We start from the raw sequence: 15,623 nt of genomic DNA, 5'->3' as shown, positions 1-15,623 counted from the left end.
TGCCCGCCCGCCATGCCTGCGCTGACGCGACGCAGACCGGCGAAAAATCAAACATTTGTTTAAAACACCCGCAACTTCGCCGAACTGGACAGCAATGCCGGCTTCGCGCAGACTGCCGCCCTTTCCGCTGCTTTGTTCCCGATGGCGCGACTGCTGCTGCTGCATGGCCCCAACCTCAACCTGCTCGGCACCCGCGAGCCGGGCGTGTACGGCCATGCCACCCTGGCGCAGATCGATGCCGCACTGCTGGCCCAGGCCAGCGCCGCCGGTCACGCGCTGGAGAGCCTGCAGTCCAACGCCGAGCACGTGCTGGTGGACCGGGTACAGGCCGCGCGCGGCGACGGCACCGCCTTCATCCTGATCAACCCGGCCGCGTTCACCCATACCTCGGTGGCGCTGCGCGACGCGCTGGCGGCGGTGGCGATCCCGTTCATCGAGATCCACCTGTCCAACCCGCACAGCCGCGAGCCGTTCCGCCACCACAGCTATTTCAGCGACCACGCGGTCGGCGTGGTCTGCGGCTTCGGCGCCGACAGCTACCGCTATGCGATGGACGCGGCGCTGACCCGGCTGGGAGCGGCCGCATGAGTCGCGCCCACGCCGGACCGGCACCGCGTACCCCCGTCTGAGTCCCCGGGCCGCGCGCCCGGTCTTTTTCAAAAGTCACCTCACGAGGCCGTTATGGATCTCCGCAAAATCAAGAAACTGATCGACCTGCTGGAAGAATCGAATCTCGCCGAGATCGAGATCAAGGAAGGCGAGGAAAGCGTGCGCCTGGCGCGTACGCCCAAGGGCATGACCGCCAGCGCGCCGCAATACGTGGCTGCCGCCCCCGCGGCCGCGCCGGCCGCCGCCGCGCCGATGCCGATGAGCTCGCCCACCGAGGCTTCCACCGGCGGCAGCGCCAAGCCCGGCAACGCCCTGCCCGAGGGCCACGTGCTGCGCGCACCGATGGTCGGCACCTTCTACACCTCGCCGGCCCCGGACAAGCCGGCCTTCGTCAGCGTCGGCCAGGCGGTCAAGGCCGGCGAGACCCTGGCGATCATCGAGGCGATGAAGATGTTCAACCCGATCGAAGCCGACGTCTCCGGCACCATCGTCGCGATCCTGGGCGAAAGCGGCCAGCCGGTGGAGTTCGACCAGCCTTTGTTTGTGATCGGCTGAGACGCCGGGAATCGGGAATGGAGAATGGGGAATCGTCAAAGCGGCCGCACGAGCGGCTCGACGTCTGGCGCGACTCCATGGATCTGGTGGAAAGCATCTACCGCCTCTCCGAAGCGTTTCCGGCAACGGAACGCTTTGGACTGACGGCGCAACTGCGCCGTGCAGCGGTCAGCATCCCCGCCAACATCGCCGAAGGCGCGGCACGCCGCTCCACTCCCGAATACCTGCGTTTTCTGTCGATCGCACGTGGCTCGCTGTCCGAGGCCAGCACGCACCTGCAGATCGCGCGCCGGCTCGACTACACCTCCGACATCGCGGCACTCGACGGATTGATCGATACGATCTTCGCCAAACTGACCGCATTGATGAATGTTCTGAGCAAGCGCGGAGATTGACGATGCACGCCGTCCTCCATTCCCGATTCTCCATTCCCAATTCCCGGCCTTCCCATGCTCGATAAAGTCGTCATCGCCAATCGCGGCGAAATCGCGCTGCGCATCCTGCGCGCGTGCCATACGCTCGGCATCCGCACGGTCGCGGTGCATTCCACCGTGGACCGCAACCTCAAGCACGTGGCCATGGCCGACGAGTCGGTGTGCATCGGCCCGGCGCCCTCCTCGGAGAGCTACCTCAACATCCCGGCGCTGATCGCCGCGGCCGAGGTCACCGACGCCCAGGCCATCCACCCCGGCTACGGCTTCCTGTCGGAGAACGCCGACTTCGCCGAGCGCGTGGAGCAGTCCGGCTTCATCTTCATCGGGCCCAAGGCCGACACCATCCGCCTGATGGGCGACAAGGTCGAGGCGATCCGCGCGATGAAGGCCGCCGGCGTGCCGTGCGTGCCCGGCTCGGGCGGCCCGCTGGGCGAGGACATCGTCGCCAACACCAAGATCGCCCGCGAGATCGGCTACCCGGTGATCATCAAGGCCGCCGGCGGCGGCGGCGGCCGCGGCATGCGCGTGGTGCATTCGGAGGCCGCGCTGAAGGCCGCGATCGAGACCACCAAGTCCGAGGCCAAGGCCGCCTTCAGCAACGACCAGGTGTACATGGAGAAGTTCCTGGAGAATCCGCGCCACGTGGAGATCCAGGTGCTGGCCGACGGCCAGGGCGGCGCCATCCACCTGGGCGAGCGCGACTGCTCGATGCAGCGCCGCCACCAGAAGGTGGTGGAGGAAGCGCCGGCGCCGGGCATCACCGAGGAACTGCGCAACGAGATCGGCAAGGTCTGCGTGGACGCCTGCATCCGCATCGGCTACCGCGGCGCCGGCACCTTCGAGTTCCTGTTCGAGAACGGGCGCTTCTACTTCATCGAAATGAACACGCGCATCCAGGTGGAGCACCCGGTCACCGAGCGCATCACCGGCATCGACCTGGTCTGCGAGCAGCTGCGCATCGCCGCCGGGCACAAGCTCAGCATCAAGCAGAAGGACATCGTCCTGCGCGGCCATGCGATCGAGTGCCGCATCAACGCCGAGGACCCGGAAACCTTCATACCCAACCCGGGCCTGATCACCGGCTTCCATCCGCCCGGCGGCCCCGGCGTGCGCGTGGACACGCACATCTACAGCGGCTACAAGGTGCCGCCGAACTACGACTCGATGATCGGCAAGCTGATCGTGCACGGCCCCGACCGCGAGACCGCGATCGCGCGCATGCGCGTGGCGCTGAGCGAGATGGTGGTGGACGGCATCAAGACCAACATCCCGCTGCAGCAGCGGATCATGCGCGACAAGGGCTTCCAGGCCGGCGGCCAGAACATCCACTACCTGGAAAAGCGCCTGGCCGAACGCAAGAACAAGTCGATTGCGTTGGTTTGACAGCCGGAAATGGGGAAACGGGAATCGGGAATCGGCAGTGCCGGCTCCCGATTTCGACGGAGAAGGCCGCGACCTCACGAGCGCGCTCGCCTAAGCACCACAGGATCGGGGCGGAACGAATAGACCCCGGGAGCGAATGGCCTCGATACAGCGCGTCGGCGCCCGTCGCCGACATCGTTGCTACAACCATCGCGCAGCAATGAGGGGCCGGGAAGCCGCTCTTGCGATTCCCCATTCCCGACTCCCCATTCCCAGCTACTTCCCCTGCTGCGTCCCCGCCACCGGCTCCGCGCCCAGGCTCGAGGTCGGGCTGACGATCATCACCGTCTCGGTGGAGCCATCCGGCCAGACGATCTGGAAGGTGCTGCCCGGGGCCAGGGTGGAGAACGGCATGCCGCTGTTGGCGCGGTAGATCGCCGCGACCTGCGCGGCGCCGGCGCGGCGCACGTCCGGCGTGGAGTGCGCCGTGGTCAGCTCGACCTTGGACAGGCCGCGGTAGCGCTGCTCGGCGGTGTCGATCAACAGCAGGCCCGCCGCCGCCGCCGAGTAGGCGACGAAGGCCAGGACCCAGAACCAGAACTTGGCGCCATGCAGCCATCGCCGGTAATTCATGAGCCTGCTCCCGTGCTGTCCACCAGTCGATTGACCATGTCGTTCATCGTGTCCGTGCCTTGCCGCGGCACCGCGGCGTCGTAAACAAAACTGCTGAAGTCCTGGGTGGGGTCGCGCGAGCAGATCCCGCCGTTGGCGCAATAGCGGGTCATCAGCTCGCTGTCCGGGCCGCAATCCAATCCCAGCCTGCAGGCGGCCAACTGCCAGGCCAATTCGGAAAACTGGGTGCCGGCCACGCTGCCGCCCAGGCTGTCGTCGCCGCTGGCGGCCAGGCCCATCGCCGGCGCCAGCGCCACGTAGGCATCGGGATCGCCGGAGGCGCGCACCCGCGCGACCAGGTCGCGCTTGTACTCGGCGCCGGCATGCAGCGGCTGGCCCAGCGCCAGCAGCGCCGCTTCGGCAGCCAGGTTGCCGCCACGCGCGGCCTGCACGCGCTGGGCCACGATGGCCTGGCGGGTCAGGCCATCGTCGGGCGCGAAGCCGGCGCAGCGGCGGCCGACGCGGGCACGGGCCTGCACCATCTGCGCCGAGGTCGGCAGGCGCGCATCGGCGATCGCGCGGGTGTCGGCGCCGTAGCCGACCGGGTCCATCGCATAGCCGGCGCAGTAGTCGTAGATGCGGCTGAGCCGCCAGGACGCCTCGGGGTCGCCGTGCGCGGCGGCGATCGACAGCTGCTGCGCGGCGCGGTAGAGATCGGCGCCGTGTTCGCCATCTGCATCCCCACGCGGGCGCATCGGCGTCGACGTCGGTATCGGCAGGGGAGTCGGCGCGGCGGACGCAGGGGCGGCGCCGGCCGCCACCGCGGTCGTTGCCGCGGGCACCGCCGGTGCCGCCGGCAGCGACAGCGCGCGATAGGCAACCACGCCCAGCAACAGCGCGGCGGGCGCCAGCAACAGCCAGGTTGGACGGGACACGACGGGCATGCGCGAGAGAGCCGGACAACGGGCAGAAACGCAGCCGGGCCCCCTGTCGCCCCGCCGCTGCGAGCCGGCAGTCTACCCCAGGCCACGGCGGCGGCATGCGCCAAATGCATGCCGCGATCCCGGCGCATGGACGTGCGGACCGGCGGCACGGACGAACGGCACGACGCCACGGGCGCGCGGTGCAGATCGCAGTGTCGGTGCTGGCCCGGCAGCGTCCAGACGCATTGCTGGCCTTTTCGGCCCGGCGCGGCCAGCGAGACGCCGCGTACCGCCGTCGCGTGTCGCGTTCAGAACGGCGCCGGCTGGACGTGGTTCGCAACCGGCCGAAATGCGTGCCGTACCCCGCTCCGCCGCAAGTCGGGCTCCAGCGCGACGCCCGCCGCCCGTCTAAGATGCGCGCTTCCCCTTCTTGCCCCACCGACCGATGCCGTTCCTCGAACTGACCCTGCGCTGCACCGACGCCACCCAGCCCCGCTACGAGACCGCGCTGGAGGATGTCGGCGCGCTGGCGGTGACCCTGCTCGATGCCGATGCCGACACCAGCAACGAACGCGCGATCCTGGAACCGGGCGTGGGCGAGACCCCGTTGTGGGGCACGCTGGTGCTGAGCGCGCTGTTCCCCGAGGACCAGGACGCGCTGGTGCTGCTGGCTGCGCTGGAGGCGTTCGATCCCGGGCTGGACTGGGCCCAGGTCACCTTCCGCAAGGTCGACGACCAGGACTGGGAACGGGCCTGGCTGGACCAGTTCCAGCCGATGCGCTTCGGCGCGCGCACCTTCATCGTGCCGTGGAACCACGACCTGCCCGAGGACGCCCGCGGCGCCGATGCCGCGGTGGTGCGCCTGGACCCGGGCCTGGCGTTCGGCTCCGGCACCCACCCGACCACCGCGCTGTGCCTGCGCTGGCTGGACGCGCTGGCCGCCGACGGCGTGCTGGCGCAGGCGCGCGTGCTGGATTTCGGCTGCGGCTCGGGGATCCTGGCACTGGCCGCGCTGAAGCTGGGCGCCGCCGCCGCGGTGGGCGTGGACAACGACCCGCAGGCGCTGCTGGCCAGCCACGACAACGCCGAACGCAACGACGTGGGCGAGCGCCTGGCGGTATACCTGCCGGCCGACGAACCGGCCGCGACCTATCCGGTGGTGGTGGCCAACATCCTGGCCTCGGCGCTGGACGCGCTGGCACCGACCCTGGCCGCGCGCGTGGCGCCGGGCGGTCGCATCGCCCTGTCCGGCATCCTGCACGGACAGGAGCAGGAACTGCTGCAGCGCTACGCGCCGTGGTTCGCGCAGCTGTGTACCGAGCAGGACGGCGACTGGATGCGCATCGACGGCGTGCGCCGCGACTGAATCGGGGCGCGAACGCGCACAGCGGCGCCGAAGCGCGGCATTCGCCACGCCAGGCATGGCCCGCACCCGGGCCGGCCCAGTGAAGCGAAGACAGTATCGCTAACATTCATTCCCTGGACAGCGCCACGAACCAACCGTAGCGGCCGGCGCGGCTATATCTCGCCTCCCCTGCGGAGGTGCGTGTGAACAGCAAGCTGTACGAACGGGTGCGCGAAGCGCGCAAGCTCACCGGCCTCACCCAGGAGGCCCTGGCGCTGGACCTGGGCGTGACCCGGAGCGCCGTGGCGCAGTGGGAAATGGCCGAAGGCACGGCGCCAGCGCTGGAGCACCTGATCGCCCTGGCCCGCCGCAGCGGGCTGCACTTCGAATACCTGGCCACAGGCCGCGGCGAGCGCGTGTTCGGCGAACCGATGACAGCCGATGCCGCCGCCATCGGCGAACTGCCCAGCCAGTACCAGTTCACCGACCAGCAACTGCGCTTGCTGGAGCGCTTCGAAGGCCTGAGCCCGCGCCAGCGCGCCGGCCTGCTCGACCTGCTCGACCCCCGCAGGTCGCGCTGAGCGCGATGCGGCGGGTTGCTTGAGTTGGGAATCGGGAATCGGGAATCGGGAATCGAATTCAGGTTCTCGGCCCCTGATCGCGCGTTGGCCGATCGGCGCGTCTGTCTGACGCCTGCAAGGCCGCAGTCTAGCCGCCAGCGCGCTGCAAATCCCGCCGGCGCGTGCTGAACATGCTTGAATAAGGGTCTCGCCGTCGTCGTCCGCGCGCATGCCCGATCGCACTCCGCCTCGCCCCAGCCTCGCCACCTTGCTGCGCCAGTCCGATCCGTCCGCCACGCCGGACGAGACCCCGGGTGCGCCAGCGGCGGACCAGGCGGCGTCGGCAGGCGCGGCGCCGCCGACCGACACCACACACCCCACGGCGCCGAGCGTCTCGCCAACGTTTGCGAACGCAACGTCGGTCGAGACCGAGAGCGAGGCCGACACATTCCACGCGCCCAGTCAGACGCATGACCTGGACGCGCCGCTGGCAGCGTCGGCGCCGGACCCGACACCGGGACTGGCGCCAGCCACACCTGCGGCAGTCGCGACCGCCGCCACCGCGCCGGCATCCGCCGCCGCCCCGAGCTTCCTGCACGGGCCGGGCGCACGGCGCCCGGTGCTGCGCGCCGCGCCGTGGCAGTGGATCGCGCTGGCCGGGCTGGGCCTGCTGCTGGCGCTGCAGATCCTCATCGCCGATCGCCAGCGGCTGGGCGCCGACCCGCGCTGGCGGCCGTGGGTGGCCGGGGTCTGCCAGGTTCTGCGCTGCAGCGTGCCGGCCTGGCGCGAGCCGGCCGCCTTCACCATGCTCAGCCGCGAGGTGCGGCCGCTGCCCGGCCATGCCGGCACCCTGCAGGTGCAGGCGACCTTCCGCAACGACGCGCGCTGGGCGCAGGCCTGGCCGCTGCTGCAGCTGTCGCTGGCCGACGCCGACGGCCGCACCATCGGCAGCCGCGTGCTGCGCCCGCAGGAATACCTGGGCCGCGCGCGTCCGGACAGCGTCACGCTGGCACCGGGACAGAGCGCGCAAATCGCCTTCCAGGTGCGCGAACCGGCGGCCGAGACCGCGGCATTCAGTTTCGACTTCCACTGAGAACGCTGCGTTCGGGCACTGCGCCATGGCAGCGGCGCAGGCCACGCGCTAGACTCGTCCCCCCGCGCCGGCGCTCCTGCCGTCCGGCGCCGCTGTCATCCGGGGATCCGTCGAACTTGAACGCCGCCACCACTCGTCCTGACTCCAGTCGCGGCGCGCCGAAGCCGCCGCTGCGCGAACACGTGGCGCAATCGGTCCGCCGCTACCTGCGCGACCTCGACGGCTGCGATGCCGACGACGTGTACGAGATCGTGCTGCGCGAGATGGAGATCCCGTTGTTCGTGGAAGTGCTCAACCACTGCGAAGGTAACCAGAGCCGCGCCGCCGCGTTGCTGGGCATCCACCGCGCCACCCTGCGCAAGAAGCTCAAGGAATACGGGCTGGCGTGAGTGAGGCGGGGATTAGGGATTGGGGATTGGGGATGACCAGCCTGCGGCTGGTGAAAGGCCGGGAATCGGGAATCGGGCGTGCTGTCCTGCATGACTTGACTGTCAAGCAATCCGATACGCAGCGTGTGGCGCCTGCACATCGCCCTCGTAGGAGCGGCTTCAGCCGCGACGCCTGAAACCCACCCAGGCGATAGCAAACGCACTACCGCAGCGAAGAAAACACCGAACGCCGAACCGCGCGCCTTGCCATTGTGGGAGGGGCTTCAGCCCCGACGCGACATCGTCTGAAGATGCGGGTGCGGAAGCCATGCTGTCTTCCTGCGCGATCGGCAGCGATGCGCTCTCGGTAGAGCATCGCGGCTGAAGCCGCTCCTACGCCCGCACAGGCGCACACGCGCAGCCCGCGGCGCTCCAACCAATCCCCAATCCCACCATCCCCACTCCCAGCCCCTCACACCCACCCATAGCGGATCAGGTGGAAGAACACCGGCGCCGCGAAGCACACCGAATCCAGTCGGTCCAGCACGCCGCCGTGGCCTTCGATCATGTGACCCCAGTCCTTGATGCCGCGGTCGCGCTTGATCGCCGACATCACCAGGCCACCGAAGAAGCCCATCAGATTCGCCACCAGCGCCAGCGCGAATGCCTGCAGCGGCGAGAACGGGGTGATCCACCACAGTGCCGCGCCGAGCAGGCTCGCGGAGAGGATGCCGCCGACGAAGCCTTCCACGGTCTTGGACGGCGACAGCTTCGGCGCGATCAGGTGCCGGCCCAGCAGCTTGCCCCACACGTACTGCAGCACGTCGGAGGACTGCACCACGATCACCAGGAACGCGAACAGCAACAGGTTGCGGTCCTCGTAGCCGGGGATGCGCAGGTTCAGCAGCGCCGGCACGTGCGAGATGCAGAACACGCAGATCATCAGCCCCCACTGCACCTTGGCGGTGCGCTCCAGGTAGCGCGTGGTGTCGCCGCCGATGGTCGCCAGGATCGGCAGCACCAGGAACGCGTAGACCGGGATCAGCAGCGTGTACAGGCCGTACCAGTCGCTCCACACCAGCCAGTACTGCCACGGCAGCACCACGTAGAACGCGGCCAGCAGCGCGTAGTAGTCGCCGCGCCGGGTCGGAGTGAGGGTGATGAACTCGCGCAGCGCGAACAGCGACACCAGCGCGAACAGCACGATCACGCCCAGCCGGCCGAAGGCGAACGCCAGCGCCACCACCCCGGCCATCACCCACCACGCGCGGATCCGCGCCACCAGGTTGTCCAGCACCGCGCTGGGTCGTCCGCGCGCGCGCCAGCGCAGGGTCTCGGCGATCAGCGTGGCCACCACCAGCACCGTGGCGATGCCCAGGAACAGCCACACCGTCTGTTGCCGCAGCGAGGATTGCTGCAGGTGTTCGCTCAGCGCGATCGGATTCATCGGGCCGCCTCCGCCTGCTCCGGCGCCAAGGCCAGCAAGGCCGCACGCGCACGATCGAGGAAGGCCTGCTTGTCCTCGCCGGCACCCAGCCGCAGCGGTTCGCCGAAGGTGGTGGTGCACAGCAACGGCAACGGCAGCCACTTGCCCTTGGGCATCACCCGCTTGAGGTTGTCGATCCACACCGGCACGAACTCCAGTTCCGGACGCTGCCGCGCCAGGTGATAGAGCCCGCTCTTGAACGGCAGCAGGCCGTCCTCGGTATTGCGCGTACCTTCCGGGAACAGGATCAGCGAGCCGCCAGCGTCGACCGCCTCGCACAGGCAGGCGATCGGATCGCGCTGGCGCTGCTGCGGGTCGCGCTCGATCAGCACGCCGTTGAACACCGCATGGATCAGGTAGCGGCGCAGCGCGTCGCGCTGCCAGTAGTCGGCTGCCGCCACCGGCCGCACCTCGCGCCGCAGCGGCGCCGGCAGCGACGACCAGATCAGCACGAAATCGCCGTGGCTGGCGTGGTTGCCGTAGTACACGCGGCGTTCGCTGGACGGCATGCAGCCGCGCCACAGCGCACGTGCGCCGGTGAGCAGGCGGATCGCGGCACTGCAGCCGCGGGCGATCAGGCGTTCGATCATTTCCACTCCAGTTCGCGCACGATGGCGCGCACGCGGATCACGATGGTCAGGGCGGCGGCGGCGATCAGCAACATCAGCGCCACGGCTAGGATCGTGCGGGCCAGCGCGACGTGTTGCAGCAGCAGCGCGGCCGCCGCCAGCAACGCGGCCAGCGACAGCCAATGCATGCGCTGCGCGCGCGCCATCGGCCCCTGCAGCGGTTCGCGCACCGCGCAGGCCAGGCCGAGCATGCGCACATAGGCAGTGCCCACGCACAGCAGGGCGGCGGCCCAGCCCAGTTCCGCACCGATGCCCAGCACCGGCTGCAGGCCGTAGCCCACGCCCAGGCACACCGCCACGTCCGACAGCCGGTCCGGCGCCTCGTTGTACACCGCGCCGGCACGGCCGATCATCTGCGCCTGCTGCGCCATCAGGCCGTCCAGGCGGTTGCACAGCAGCCGCGCCTGCAGCGCCAGCGCCGCCAGCACCAGCAGCGCGGCGGCGTTGGCCGGCGGCTCGCGCCAGGCCAGGGCGAACATCAGCGCCGCCAGCACCGCGCACGCCAGTCCGCTCCAGGACACGCCGTTGGGCGTGGCTCCGCGCGCGCGTAGCGCCAGCGCCAGCCGCACACGCCACTGCGCGCGCCGCGCCTGCCAGGTCGAACGCGCCATCAGTCGCCGCCTCCACAGCCGCCGCAGCCACCGCCGCCGCAACTGCTGCCGCCGTCGCTGCTGCCACCGTCGCCACCGCAGTTGCTGGCCGAACAGCTGCCGCCGCGGCCGTTGGCTGCGGGCGCACGCAAGGCGTGATAGTCGGCCCAGGGCGTGGTCATCAGCACGCTGGTCCCGGCCAGGGCCAGCGGCAGCGCCAGGTGCGAACCGGGCGCCAGCGAGGGCGCGGCGACGCCATCGCGCCAGGCCGCCTCGCGGTCGGCCAGCAAGGCATCGCCGGCGACGCTGCGCCGCGGCGGCGTGAGCAGGAAGCCGAGCGCAACGACGCTGACCACCACCATCGCCGCCACCAGGAAGCCGATCGGACGCTGCAACTGCAGGCCGATGCGCAACTTCATCACGCCCAGGGTCCACAGCGCCAGCAACGGCGCCGCGCCGAACAGGCGGGCGCACAGCGCCTGGCCGTGGCCCAGCCACAGCCCCTTGGCGACCAGCGCCCGGCGCAACGGCGCGGCATCGCGCTGCAGCGCGGCCAGCGCCTGCTGCAGCTGCGGGTGCGCGCGCACGATCGCCAGCGCGCGCTGCAGCGCCGGTGGTACCGCGACCGTGGTGGACTGCAGCCGCGCCTGGCGGCGCACGTGCGGCTCCGCGTGCAGGCGTACCGCGCCGGCCGCCAGCAACAGAGCCAGTTGCTGGTCGGCGACGCGCTCGCTGCCACCGGCCAGATAGGCCAGTTCGGTGGCATCGAGCGGCGTGTCGAGCGCGGCGTGGCGCAGTCCGCGCACGACCAGGCGCAGGCGCGCGCCCAGGCTCCAGGCCAGGCCGATGCCGGCCAGGAACAGCAGCAGGAACGGCGGTCCGGGCCAGTGCAGCGGCGACAGCGGACCGTGGCGTTGCCAGAGCACCGCAAACAGCAGGGCACCGCCCAGCATCCAGCTCCACACGGCGACGCCGGCACGCGCTGGCGCGCTGCGGCGCGCGCCGGTCAGGCGCGGGGCCGGCGCGGATGGCCGCGTGCCGGCCGGCGCCGGCCAGCATGCCGCCGGCGGCTCGCCGAAGTAGTGCCGGTACTGCGCCAGGGTGGCCGCGTACTGGGCCTGGAAGCGCGCAGCGTCGGCCGGGTCGCCGCGCCCGGGGTGGTGGTGCAGGGTGCGGCGCAGCACCTGCGGACAGAACCGCTGCCAGTACTCGCGGGTGTCGGTGAGATGCGCGTGCCAGGCCTGGTCGACCAGCGGACTTGGTGTGATCTCCTCGCCGGCGACGCAGGCCAGGAAGCAGAAGCGCCGGTATTCCTCGACCAGGTGCGCGGCCAGCGCCAGCGACACGCCGGCCTCCTCAGCGACGCGGCGCTCGAAGACCGGCAACGCCGCGTCGCCCTCGCCGAAGCCATCGGCCTGCAGGCGCTGCCACAGCGCCGCGTGATCGGAATCGACGCTGGCCGGCAACAGCGGCGTCGGCGTTCGCGTCATCGCAGCGCTTCCCAGCCGGCGGGCGCCGTGCACAGCGCCAGCAGCAGGGCCAGCCCTTGCATAGCGAAACACAGCAGCTGCCGCCGCAGCAGGCGGCGCATGCCCTGCCAGCGCGCCGGCCAGTCGCGCGGCGGCGGCAGCGTGCGCAACAGGCCCAGCCGCTGCAGGGCCGCATCCAGGTCGGCGCCGGCATGCTGCAAGTCAGGCTCGGCCAGCACTGCCTCAAGCAACGCCACGTCCAGGCCGACCCGCGCCGCCCAGTAGCGCTGCAGCAGGCCGGCCAAGGCGGCGACGCCGCAAAAGGACACGGCGAGGACGGCACCGGTGCCGGCATACCACGCCGCCAGCAGCACGCTGACCGCGAGCAGCAGCAGCGACAGCCGATCCAGTGGCGCGGCCTGGCGCAACACCGCCGCCATCGTGCGCAGTTCCAGCGGCGTGCTCATGCCGGCAGCTCCTGCGCCTGCAGCAGCGCCGGTGATGTGGTGCAGGCGGCGGCGATGGCGGCACGCTGCGCCGGTCCCAGCACGATCCGTGGCGCGTGCGCGCGCAACAGCGCCAGCGCCTCGTCCACGCTGGTGGCGCGGCCACTGCGCAGCAGCCAGGTGGCCACTGCTGCCGCGCTGCGCGAATAGCCCAGCGCGCAGCAGGCCAGGACGTGGCCGTGCATGCGTGCCGCTTCGATCGCGTCGGCAGCCGTGCGCAAGGCCGCGGCCGGCGGCGCCACCAGGTCCAGCATCGGCACCACGCGGTCGTGCGCCTGCGCCTCGCGCAACGACAGTTCCGCACTGACATCGATCACCACGGCGAAGCGTGCGCGCTCGCCACGGCCAGGTAGGCGCCCGAGCCAGACGCCGTCGACGATCGCGCGCGGCGCCGGATCGCGCCAGGTCCAGGCGCGCGAGTTGAGCCAGGCAGCAACCAGGTACGGCGCGTACAGCCAGCGCGCGGCCAGGCTCAGGCGGCCGTCGGCGCGCTTCTGCAGGCCGAGCGGGCCGAGCAACGCGTAGCTCAGCGCGACCAGCAGCAGCGACAGCGCCGGCCACAGCAGCCACCAGCCGGTGCCACCGAGCGAGCGCGCGGCAGCCACGCAGGCCGCGCTGCCGAGCAGGTACAGCGCGGCCAGGCGCCAGCGCCGCGGATCGCGCGCGGGCGCCGCGGCCCACCACGGCGCGGCGATGCGCTCCGGCCACAGCCACACGCACAGCCAGCCCGCGGCCAGGCCGGTGGGCACGTCGAGGAAGTGGTGCTGGTAGGTGGTCAGCACCGACAGCCCGATCAGCGCGAACCAGCCGTGCAGGGCCCACCGCGCCAGCCCGTGCAGGTGCTGCGCATAGCGCACCCACAGCACCACCAGCAGCACGATGTGCAGCGACGGCGCCTGATTGAACGGCTTGTCGAAGCCGAGCAGCACCGCGAACAGCCAGCCGAACACGCCCTCGGTCGGCGGCCGCTCGAAGCTGAAGCGCAGCGGCCACAGCAGGAAACAAGCCACCGCCAGCAGCTGCGCGGTGAGCAGGCGCCGTGCATGCGTGTCCAGTTCGGCGCGCGTGCGGCAGACGAAGAACGAGGCGGCGTAGAACAGGTCGATCGACCAGTACGGCACGATGGTCCACGGCCAGAATGGGATGTGGCTTTCCCAGGCGAACGGCAGCGACGGCACGTCGGCGCGGCGCGCGGCCAGGGTGTTGGTCAGGCCGTAGCTGAGGAAGAAGAACGGCCCCAGCAGCGCCAGCCAGGCCAGCGCACGCCGCCACGGCCACGCGGCCACCGCGCTCATGGCGCGATCCGCTGCGCCAGCGACACGGTGAAGATGCCCCAGTCGTCGATGCGCTGCTCCAGCTTGCGGAAGCCGGCCGTGCGCACCAGTTCGTCCATCTCCTGCTGGGTGCGCCGGCGCATCACCCAGGCCGCGCCACCGCAGTGGCTGGTCAGCGCGCGGGCGATGAACTCCAGCTGCGGATGCCAGGGCTGTCCGGTGTAGGCCAGGTAGCCGCCCGGCTCCACCGCCGCGGCCACGCCCTGCAGCGAGCGAAGCACCTGGTCGTTGTCCGGGAACAGCTCGTACAGGCCCGACACCACCGCCAGCGTCGGCCGCGGCTGCAGCGCGGCCAGCGCGTCGCGGTCGAAGGCATCGCCCTGTTCGAAGCGGGCGATGTCGGTGGCGCCGAGTGCGGCAATCAGCGCGCGGCCCTGCTCCACGTTCAACGGGCTGAAATCGCGCAGCAGGATCGCATCGGCGCGCTGGCTGCCGCCGGCCAGCGCTTCGAGCACGTAGCGGCCGTGGCCGGCGGCGATGTCCAGCGCGCGCACCGGCAGGCCCGCTGCGCGCAACCGCTGCATCGCCAGGCCCAGCAGTTCGTGCAGGTGCTGGCGGCGCACGCGGATGCCGCGCCAGCCGATCGCATCCAGGTAGTTGCGGTCGATCATCCGCCCCAGCGGGCCGTGCCCGGCGGCCTGGTCGCGGTAGATGTAGTCCAGCGTGCTGCCGGAATCGAAGCCGGTCTGCAGACCCAGGGCAATGCCTTCGGAGAGCCGCCCGCCCAGGCGCAGGCCAGCGCGCACGCCGCGCCAGCGCAGGTCGTGCAGGCTGTAGCGCTGCGGCGGCCAGGCCAGGCGCTCGGCTTCCTCGAAGGTCGGCCCGCGGCGGTGCGCCTGGCGCAGGCTGGGCAACGCCGGCGCCTCGGCGAAGCGCTCGCGCACGAAGCGGCGGATCTGCGCCAGCGCCGGTGCGCGGTCGCGCTCGCCCAGGGTGTCGTGGAAGAAACCGGGCAGCAGGTGGCGCTCCTTCACCGGCGAGGACAGGCGTTCGTAGAAGCGGTCCTGCGGCCCGCGGTGCACCACGAAATCACTGCCGGACACCAGCAACTGCACCGGCACGGTGATCGCCTGCGCGTCGCCGACTACGCGATCCGCCGCCGCGTACAGGCCCAGCAGCACGCGCACCGAGATCGGCCGGGTGATCAGCGGATCGTTGCGGTAGCTCTCGACCCGCGCCGGGTCGTGGGTCAGCCACTGCGGCTTGACGTAGCTGTTGACGAAGAAGTTGCCACGCAGCCTCTGCATCAGGGCCAGCCCGGGCCGCGCGAACGGCACGTACAGCTTGACCTTGAACGCCGGCGAGGCCAGCACCAGCGCGCGCAGCGGCGGCGCGTAGTCGTGCACCCAGGTGCTGGCAATCACCGCGCCCACGCTCTGCGCCACCACCACGATGTCCTGCACGGCGATGCCGTGGACCTCGCCGATATGCGCGACGAAGCGGTCCAGGTCGCGCACCAGCGCCGGGAAGCCGGGGGCATCGCCGCGCGCGCCGGGCGAGCGGCCGTTGCCGCGCGCATCCCAGGCGAACACCGTGCAGTCGTCCAGGCCCAGTTCCTCGGCCAGATGCATCACCCGCCCGGAATGCTCGTGGCCACGGTGCAGCAGCACCACCGCCCGCGGCGGCGTCGCCGGCGTCGTGGCCGGCCAATGCCGGTAGAACACTCGTGTGCCGTCGAAACTAGCGAATTCGCTTTCGTTGACCTGCCGCATCCGTTGCCGATTCCCTGTCTGCCATGAATCCATTGG

Annotated in this window: 17 protein-coding genes; 8 read left to right on the top strand and 9 right to left on the bottom strand. The window is 71.0% G+C overall.

Annotation, left to right across the window (positions count from 1 at the left end):
* Nucleotides 1-141: 141 nt before the first annotated feature.
* From aroQ to accC, 4 genes are all read left to right on the top strand, one after another.
* Complete coding sequence (aroQ, locus tag AC1G9L_RS02220) at nucleotides 142-588, top strand: type II 3-dehydroquinate dehydratase (RefSeq protein WP_019801847.1); 447 nt, start codon at nucleotides 142-144, stop codon at nucleotides 586-588.
* Between the two features lie 93 nt (nucleotides 589-681).
* Entirely contained in the window at nucleotides 682-1,164 is a 483-nt protein-coding gene (gene accB / locus AC1G9L_RS02215; RefSeq protein WP_148827977.1) for an acetyl-CoA carboxylase biotin carboxyl carrier protein, read from the top strand.
* A gap of 17 nt (nucleotides 1,165-1,181) precedes the next feature.
* Nucleotides 1,182-1,559: a four helix bundle protein gene (locus AC1G9L_RS02210; protein WP_019800329.1), complete on the top strand. Its 378-nt coding sequence runs from the start codon at nucleotides 1,182-1,184 to the stop codon at nucleotides 1,557-1,559.
* A 54-nt stretch (nucleotides 1,560-1,613) separates the two neighbouring features.
* Nucleotides 1,614-2,981 carry an acetyl-CoA carboxylase biotin carboxylase subunit gene (gene accC, locus AC1G9L_RS02205; protein ID WP_019800330.1) on the top strand — a complete coding sequence of 456 codons (1,368 nt, stop codon included), beginning with the start codon at nucleotides 1,614-1,616 and terminating at the stop codon, nucleotides 2,979-2,981.
* A 255-nt stretch (nucleotides 2,982-3,236) separates the two neighbouring features.
* Here accC and AC1G9L_RS02200 read toward each other — a convergent pair whose 3' ends face one another.
* Nucleotides 3,237-3,593, bottom strand: a complete 357-nt coding sequence (locus AC1G9L_RS02200) for a hypothetical protein (protein ID WP_019800331.1) — start codon at nucleotides 3,591-3,593, stop codon at nucleotides 3,237-3,239.
* Nucleotides 3,590-4,516 carry a hypothetical protein gene (locus AC1G9L_RS02195; RefSeq protein WP_481070191.1) on the bottom strand — a complete coding sequence of 309 codons (927 nt, stop codon included), beginning with the start codon at nucleotides 4,514-4,516 and terminating at the stop codon, nucleotides 3,590-3,592. Before AC1G9L_RS02195 ends, AC1G9L_RS02200 begins: the two co-directional genes overlap by 4 nt.
* A 424-nt stretch (nucleotides 4,517-4,940) precedes the next feature.
* Here AC1G9L_RS02195 and prmA point away from each other — a divergent pair, with 424 nt between their 5' ends.
* From prmA to fis, 4 genes are all read left to right on the top strand, one after another.
* Complete coding sequence (gene prmA / locus AC1G9L_RS02190; RefSeq protein ID WP_481070190.1) at nucleotides 4,941-5,861, top strand: 50S ribosomal protein L11 methyltransferase; 921 nt, start codon at nucleotides 4,941-4,943, stop codon at nucleotides 5,859-5,861.
* A 182-nt stretch (nucleotides 5,862-6,043) separates the two neighbouring features.
* A complete protein-coding gene (locus tag AC1G9L_RS02185; RefSeq protein WP_019800993.1) occupies nucleotides 6,044-6,421 on the top strand; it encodes a helix-turn-helix domain-containing protein in 378 nt (125 codons plus the stop codon).
* A gap of 208 nt (nucleotides 6,422-6,629) precedes the next feature.
* A complete protein-coding gene (locus tag AC1G9L_RS02180) occupies nucleotides 6,630-7,493 on the top strand; it encodes a DUF3426 domain-containing protein (protein ID WP_481070189.1) in 864 nt (287 codons plus the stop codon).
* 116 nt (nucleotides 7,494-7,609) lie between these two features.
* Complete coding sequence (gene fis, locus AC1G9L_RS02175) at nucleotides 7,610-7,882, top strand: DNA-binding transcriptional regulator Fis (protein WP_010343856.1); 273 nt, start codon at nucleotides 7,610-7,612, stop codon at nucleotides 7,880-7,882.
* A 451-nt stretch (nucleotides 7,883-8,333) separates the two neighbouring features.
* Here the strand turns inward: fis and AC1G9L_RS02170 are convergent, their stop codons facing one another.
* The 7 genes from AC1G9L_RS02170 to AC1G9L_RS02140 are packed head-to-tail and all read right to left on the bottom strand — an operon-like array spanning nucleotide 8,334 to nucleotide 15,587.
* Entirely contained in the window at nucleotides 8,334-9,308 is a 975-nt protein-coding gene (locus tag AC1G9L_RS02170) for a phosphatidate cytidylyltransferase (protein ID WP_010343857.1), read from the bottom strand.
* A complete protein-coding gene (locus tag AC1G9L_RS02165; RefSeq protein ID WP_010343858.1) occupies nucleotides 9,305-9,937 on the bottom strand; it encodes a lysophospholipid acyltransferase family protein in 633 nt (210 codons plus the stop codon). Before AC1G9L_RS02165 ends, AC1G9L_RS02170 begins: the two co-directional genes overlap by 4 nt.
* Entirely contained in the window at nucleotides 9,934-10,587 is a 654-nt protein-coding gene (locus AC1G9L_RS02160) for a CDP-alcohol phosphatidyltransferase family protein (protein ID WP_481070188.1), read from the bottom strand. Before AC1G9L_RS02160 ends, AC1G9L_RS02165 begins: the two co-directional genes overlap by 4 nt.
* The gene (locus AC1G9L_RS02155) at nucleotides 10,587-12,056 is read right to left on the bottom strand and encodes a TIGR04222 domain-containing membrane protein (protein ID WP_481070187.1); all 1,470 of its coding nucleotides are present in this window, start codon (nucleotides 12,054-12,056) and stop codon (nucleotides 10,587-10,589) included. The genes AC1G9L_RS02160 and AC1G9L_RS02155 overlap by 1 nt, the downstream gene beginning before the upstream one ends.
* Complete coding sequence (locus AC1G9L_RS02150; RefSeq protein WP_481070186.1) at nucleotides 12,053-12,502, bottom strand: hypothetical protein; 450 nt, start codon at nucleotides 12,500-12,502, stop codon at nucleotides 12,053-12,055. Before AC1G9L_RS02150 ends, AC1G9L_RS02155 begins: the two co-directional genes overlap by 4 nt.
* Nucleotides 12,499-13,836, bottom strand: coding sequence for a phosphatase PAP2/dual specificity phosphatase family protein (locus AC1G9L_RS02145; RefSeq protein ID WP_481070185.1), 1,338 nt, complete (start codon nucleotides 13,834-13,836; stop codon nucleotides 12,499-12,501). Before AC1G9L_RS02145 ends, AC1G9L_RS02150 begins: the two co-directional genes overlap by 4 nt.
* Nucleotides 13,833-15,587, bottom strand: coding sequence for a bifunctional alpha/beta hydrolase/class I SAM-dependent methyltransferase (locus AC1G9L_RS02140; RefSeq protein ID WP_481070184.1), 1,755 nt, complete (start codon nucleotides 15,585-15,587; stop codon nucleotides 13,833-13,835). The genes AC1G9L_RS02145 and AC1G9L_RS02140 overlap by 4 nt, the downstream gene beginning before the upstream one ends.
* Between the last annotated feature and the right edge of the window lie 36 nt (nucleotides 15,588-15,623).

It is taken from the genome of Xanthomonas sp. NCPPB 1132, assembly GCF_056629235.1.
The sequence above is the reverse complement of the archived record's forward strand: the minus strand, read 5'-3'. Positions and strand labels throughout refer to the sequence as shown.

Bases quoted from the DNA above. Each gene is read 5' to 3' on its own strand.
- aroQ (WP_019801847.1), top strand. From the start codon at position 142: ATGGCGCGACTGCTGCTGCTGCATGGCCCCAACCTCAACCTGCTCGGC.
- accB (WP_148827977.1), top strand. From the start codon at position 682: ATGGATCTCCGCAAAATCAAGAAACTGATCGACCTGCTGGAAGAATCG.
- AC1G9L_RS02210 (WP_019800329.1), top strand. From the start codon at position 1,182: ATGGAGAATGGGGAATCGTCAAAGCGGCCGCACGAGCGGCTCGACGTC.
- accC (WP_019800330.1), top strand. From the start codon at position 1,614: ATGCTCGATAAAGTCGTCATCGCCAATCGCGGCGAAATCGCGCTGCGC.
- AC1G9L_RS02200 (WP_019800331.1), bottom strand. From the start codon at position 3,593: ATGAATTACCGGCGATGGCTGCATGGCGCCAAGTTCTGGTTCTGGGTC.
- AC1G9L_RS02195 (WP_481070191.1), bottom strand. From the start codon at position 4,516: ATGCCCGTCGTGTCCCGTCCAACCTGGCTGTTGCTGGCGCCCGCCGCG.
- prmA (WP_481070190.1), top strand. From the start codon at position 4,941: ATGCCGTTCCTCGAACTGACCCTGCGCTGCACCGACGCCACCCAGCCC.
- AC1G9L_RS02180 (WP_481070189.1), top strand. From the start codon at position 6,630: ATGCCCGATCGCACTCCGCCTCGCCCCAGCCTCGCCACCTTGCTGCGC.
- AC1G9L_RS02170 (WP_010343857.1), bottom strand. From the start codon at position 9,308: ATGAATCCGATCGCGCTGAGCGAACACCTGCAGCAATCCTCGCTGCGG.
- AC1G9L_RS02165 (WP_010343858.1), bottom strand. From the start codon at position 9,937: ATGATCGAACGCCTGATCGCCCGCGGCTGCAGTGCCGCGATCCGCCTG.
- AC1G9L_RS02160 (WP_481070188.1), bottom strand. From the start codon at position 10,587: ATGGCGCGTTCGACCTGGCAGGCGCGGCGCGCGCAGTGGCGTGTGCGG.
- AC1G9L_RS02155 (WP_481070187.1), bottom strand. From the start codon at position 12,056: ATGACGCGAACGCCGACGCCGCTGTTGCCGGCCAGCGTCGATTCCGAT.
- AC1G9L_RS02150 (WP_481070186.1), bottom strand. From the start codon at position 12,502: ATGAGCACGCCGCTGGAACTGCGCACGATGGCGGCGGTGTTGCGCCAG.
- AC1G9L_RS02145 (WP_481070185.1), bottom strand. From the start codon at position 13,836: ATGAGCGCGGTGGCCGCGTGGCCGTGGCGGCGTGCGCTGGCCTGGCTG.
- AC1G9L_RS02140 (WP_481070184.1), bottom strand. From the start codon at position 15,587: ATGCGGCAGGTCAACGAAAGCGAATTCGCTAGTTTCGACGGCACACGA.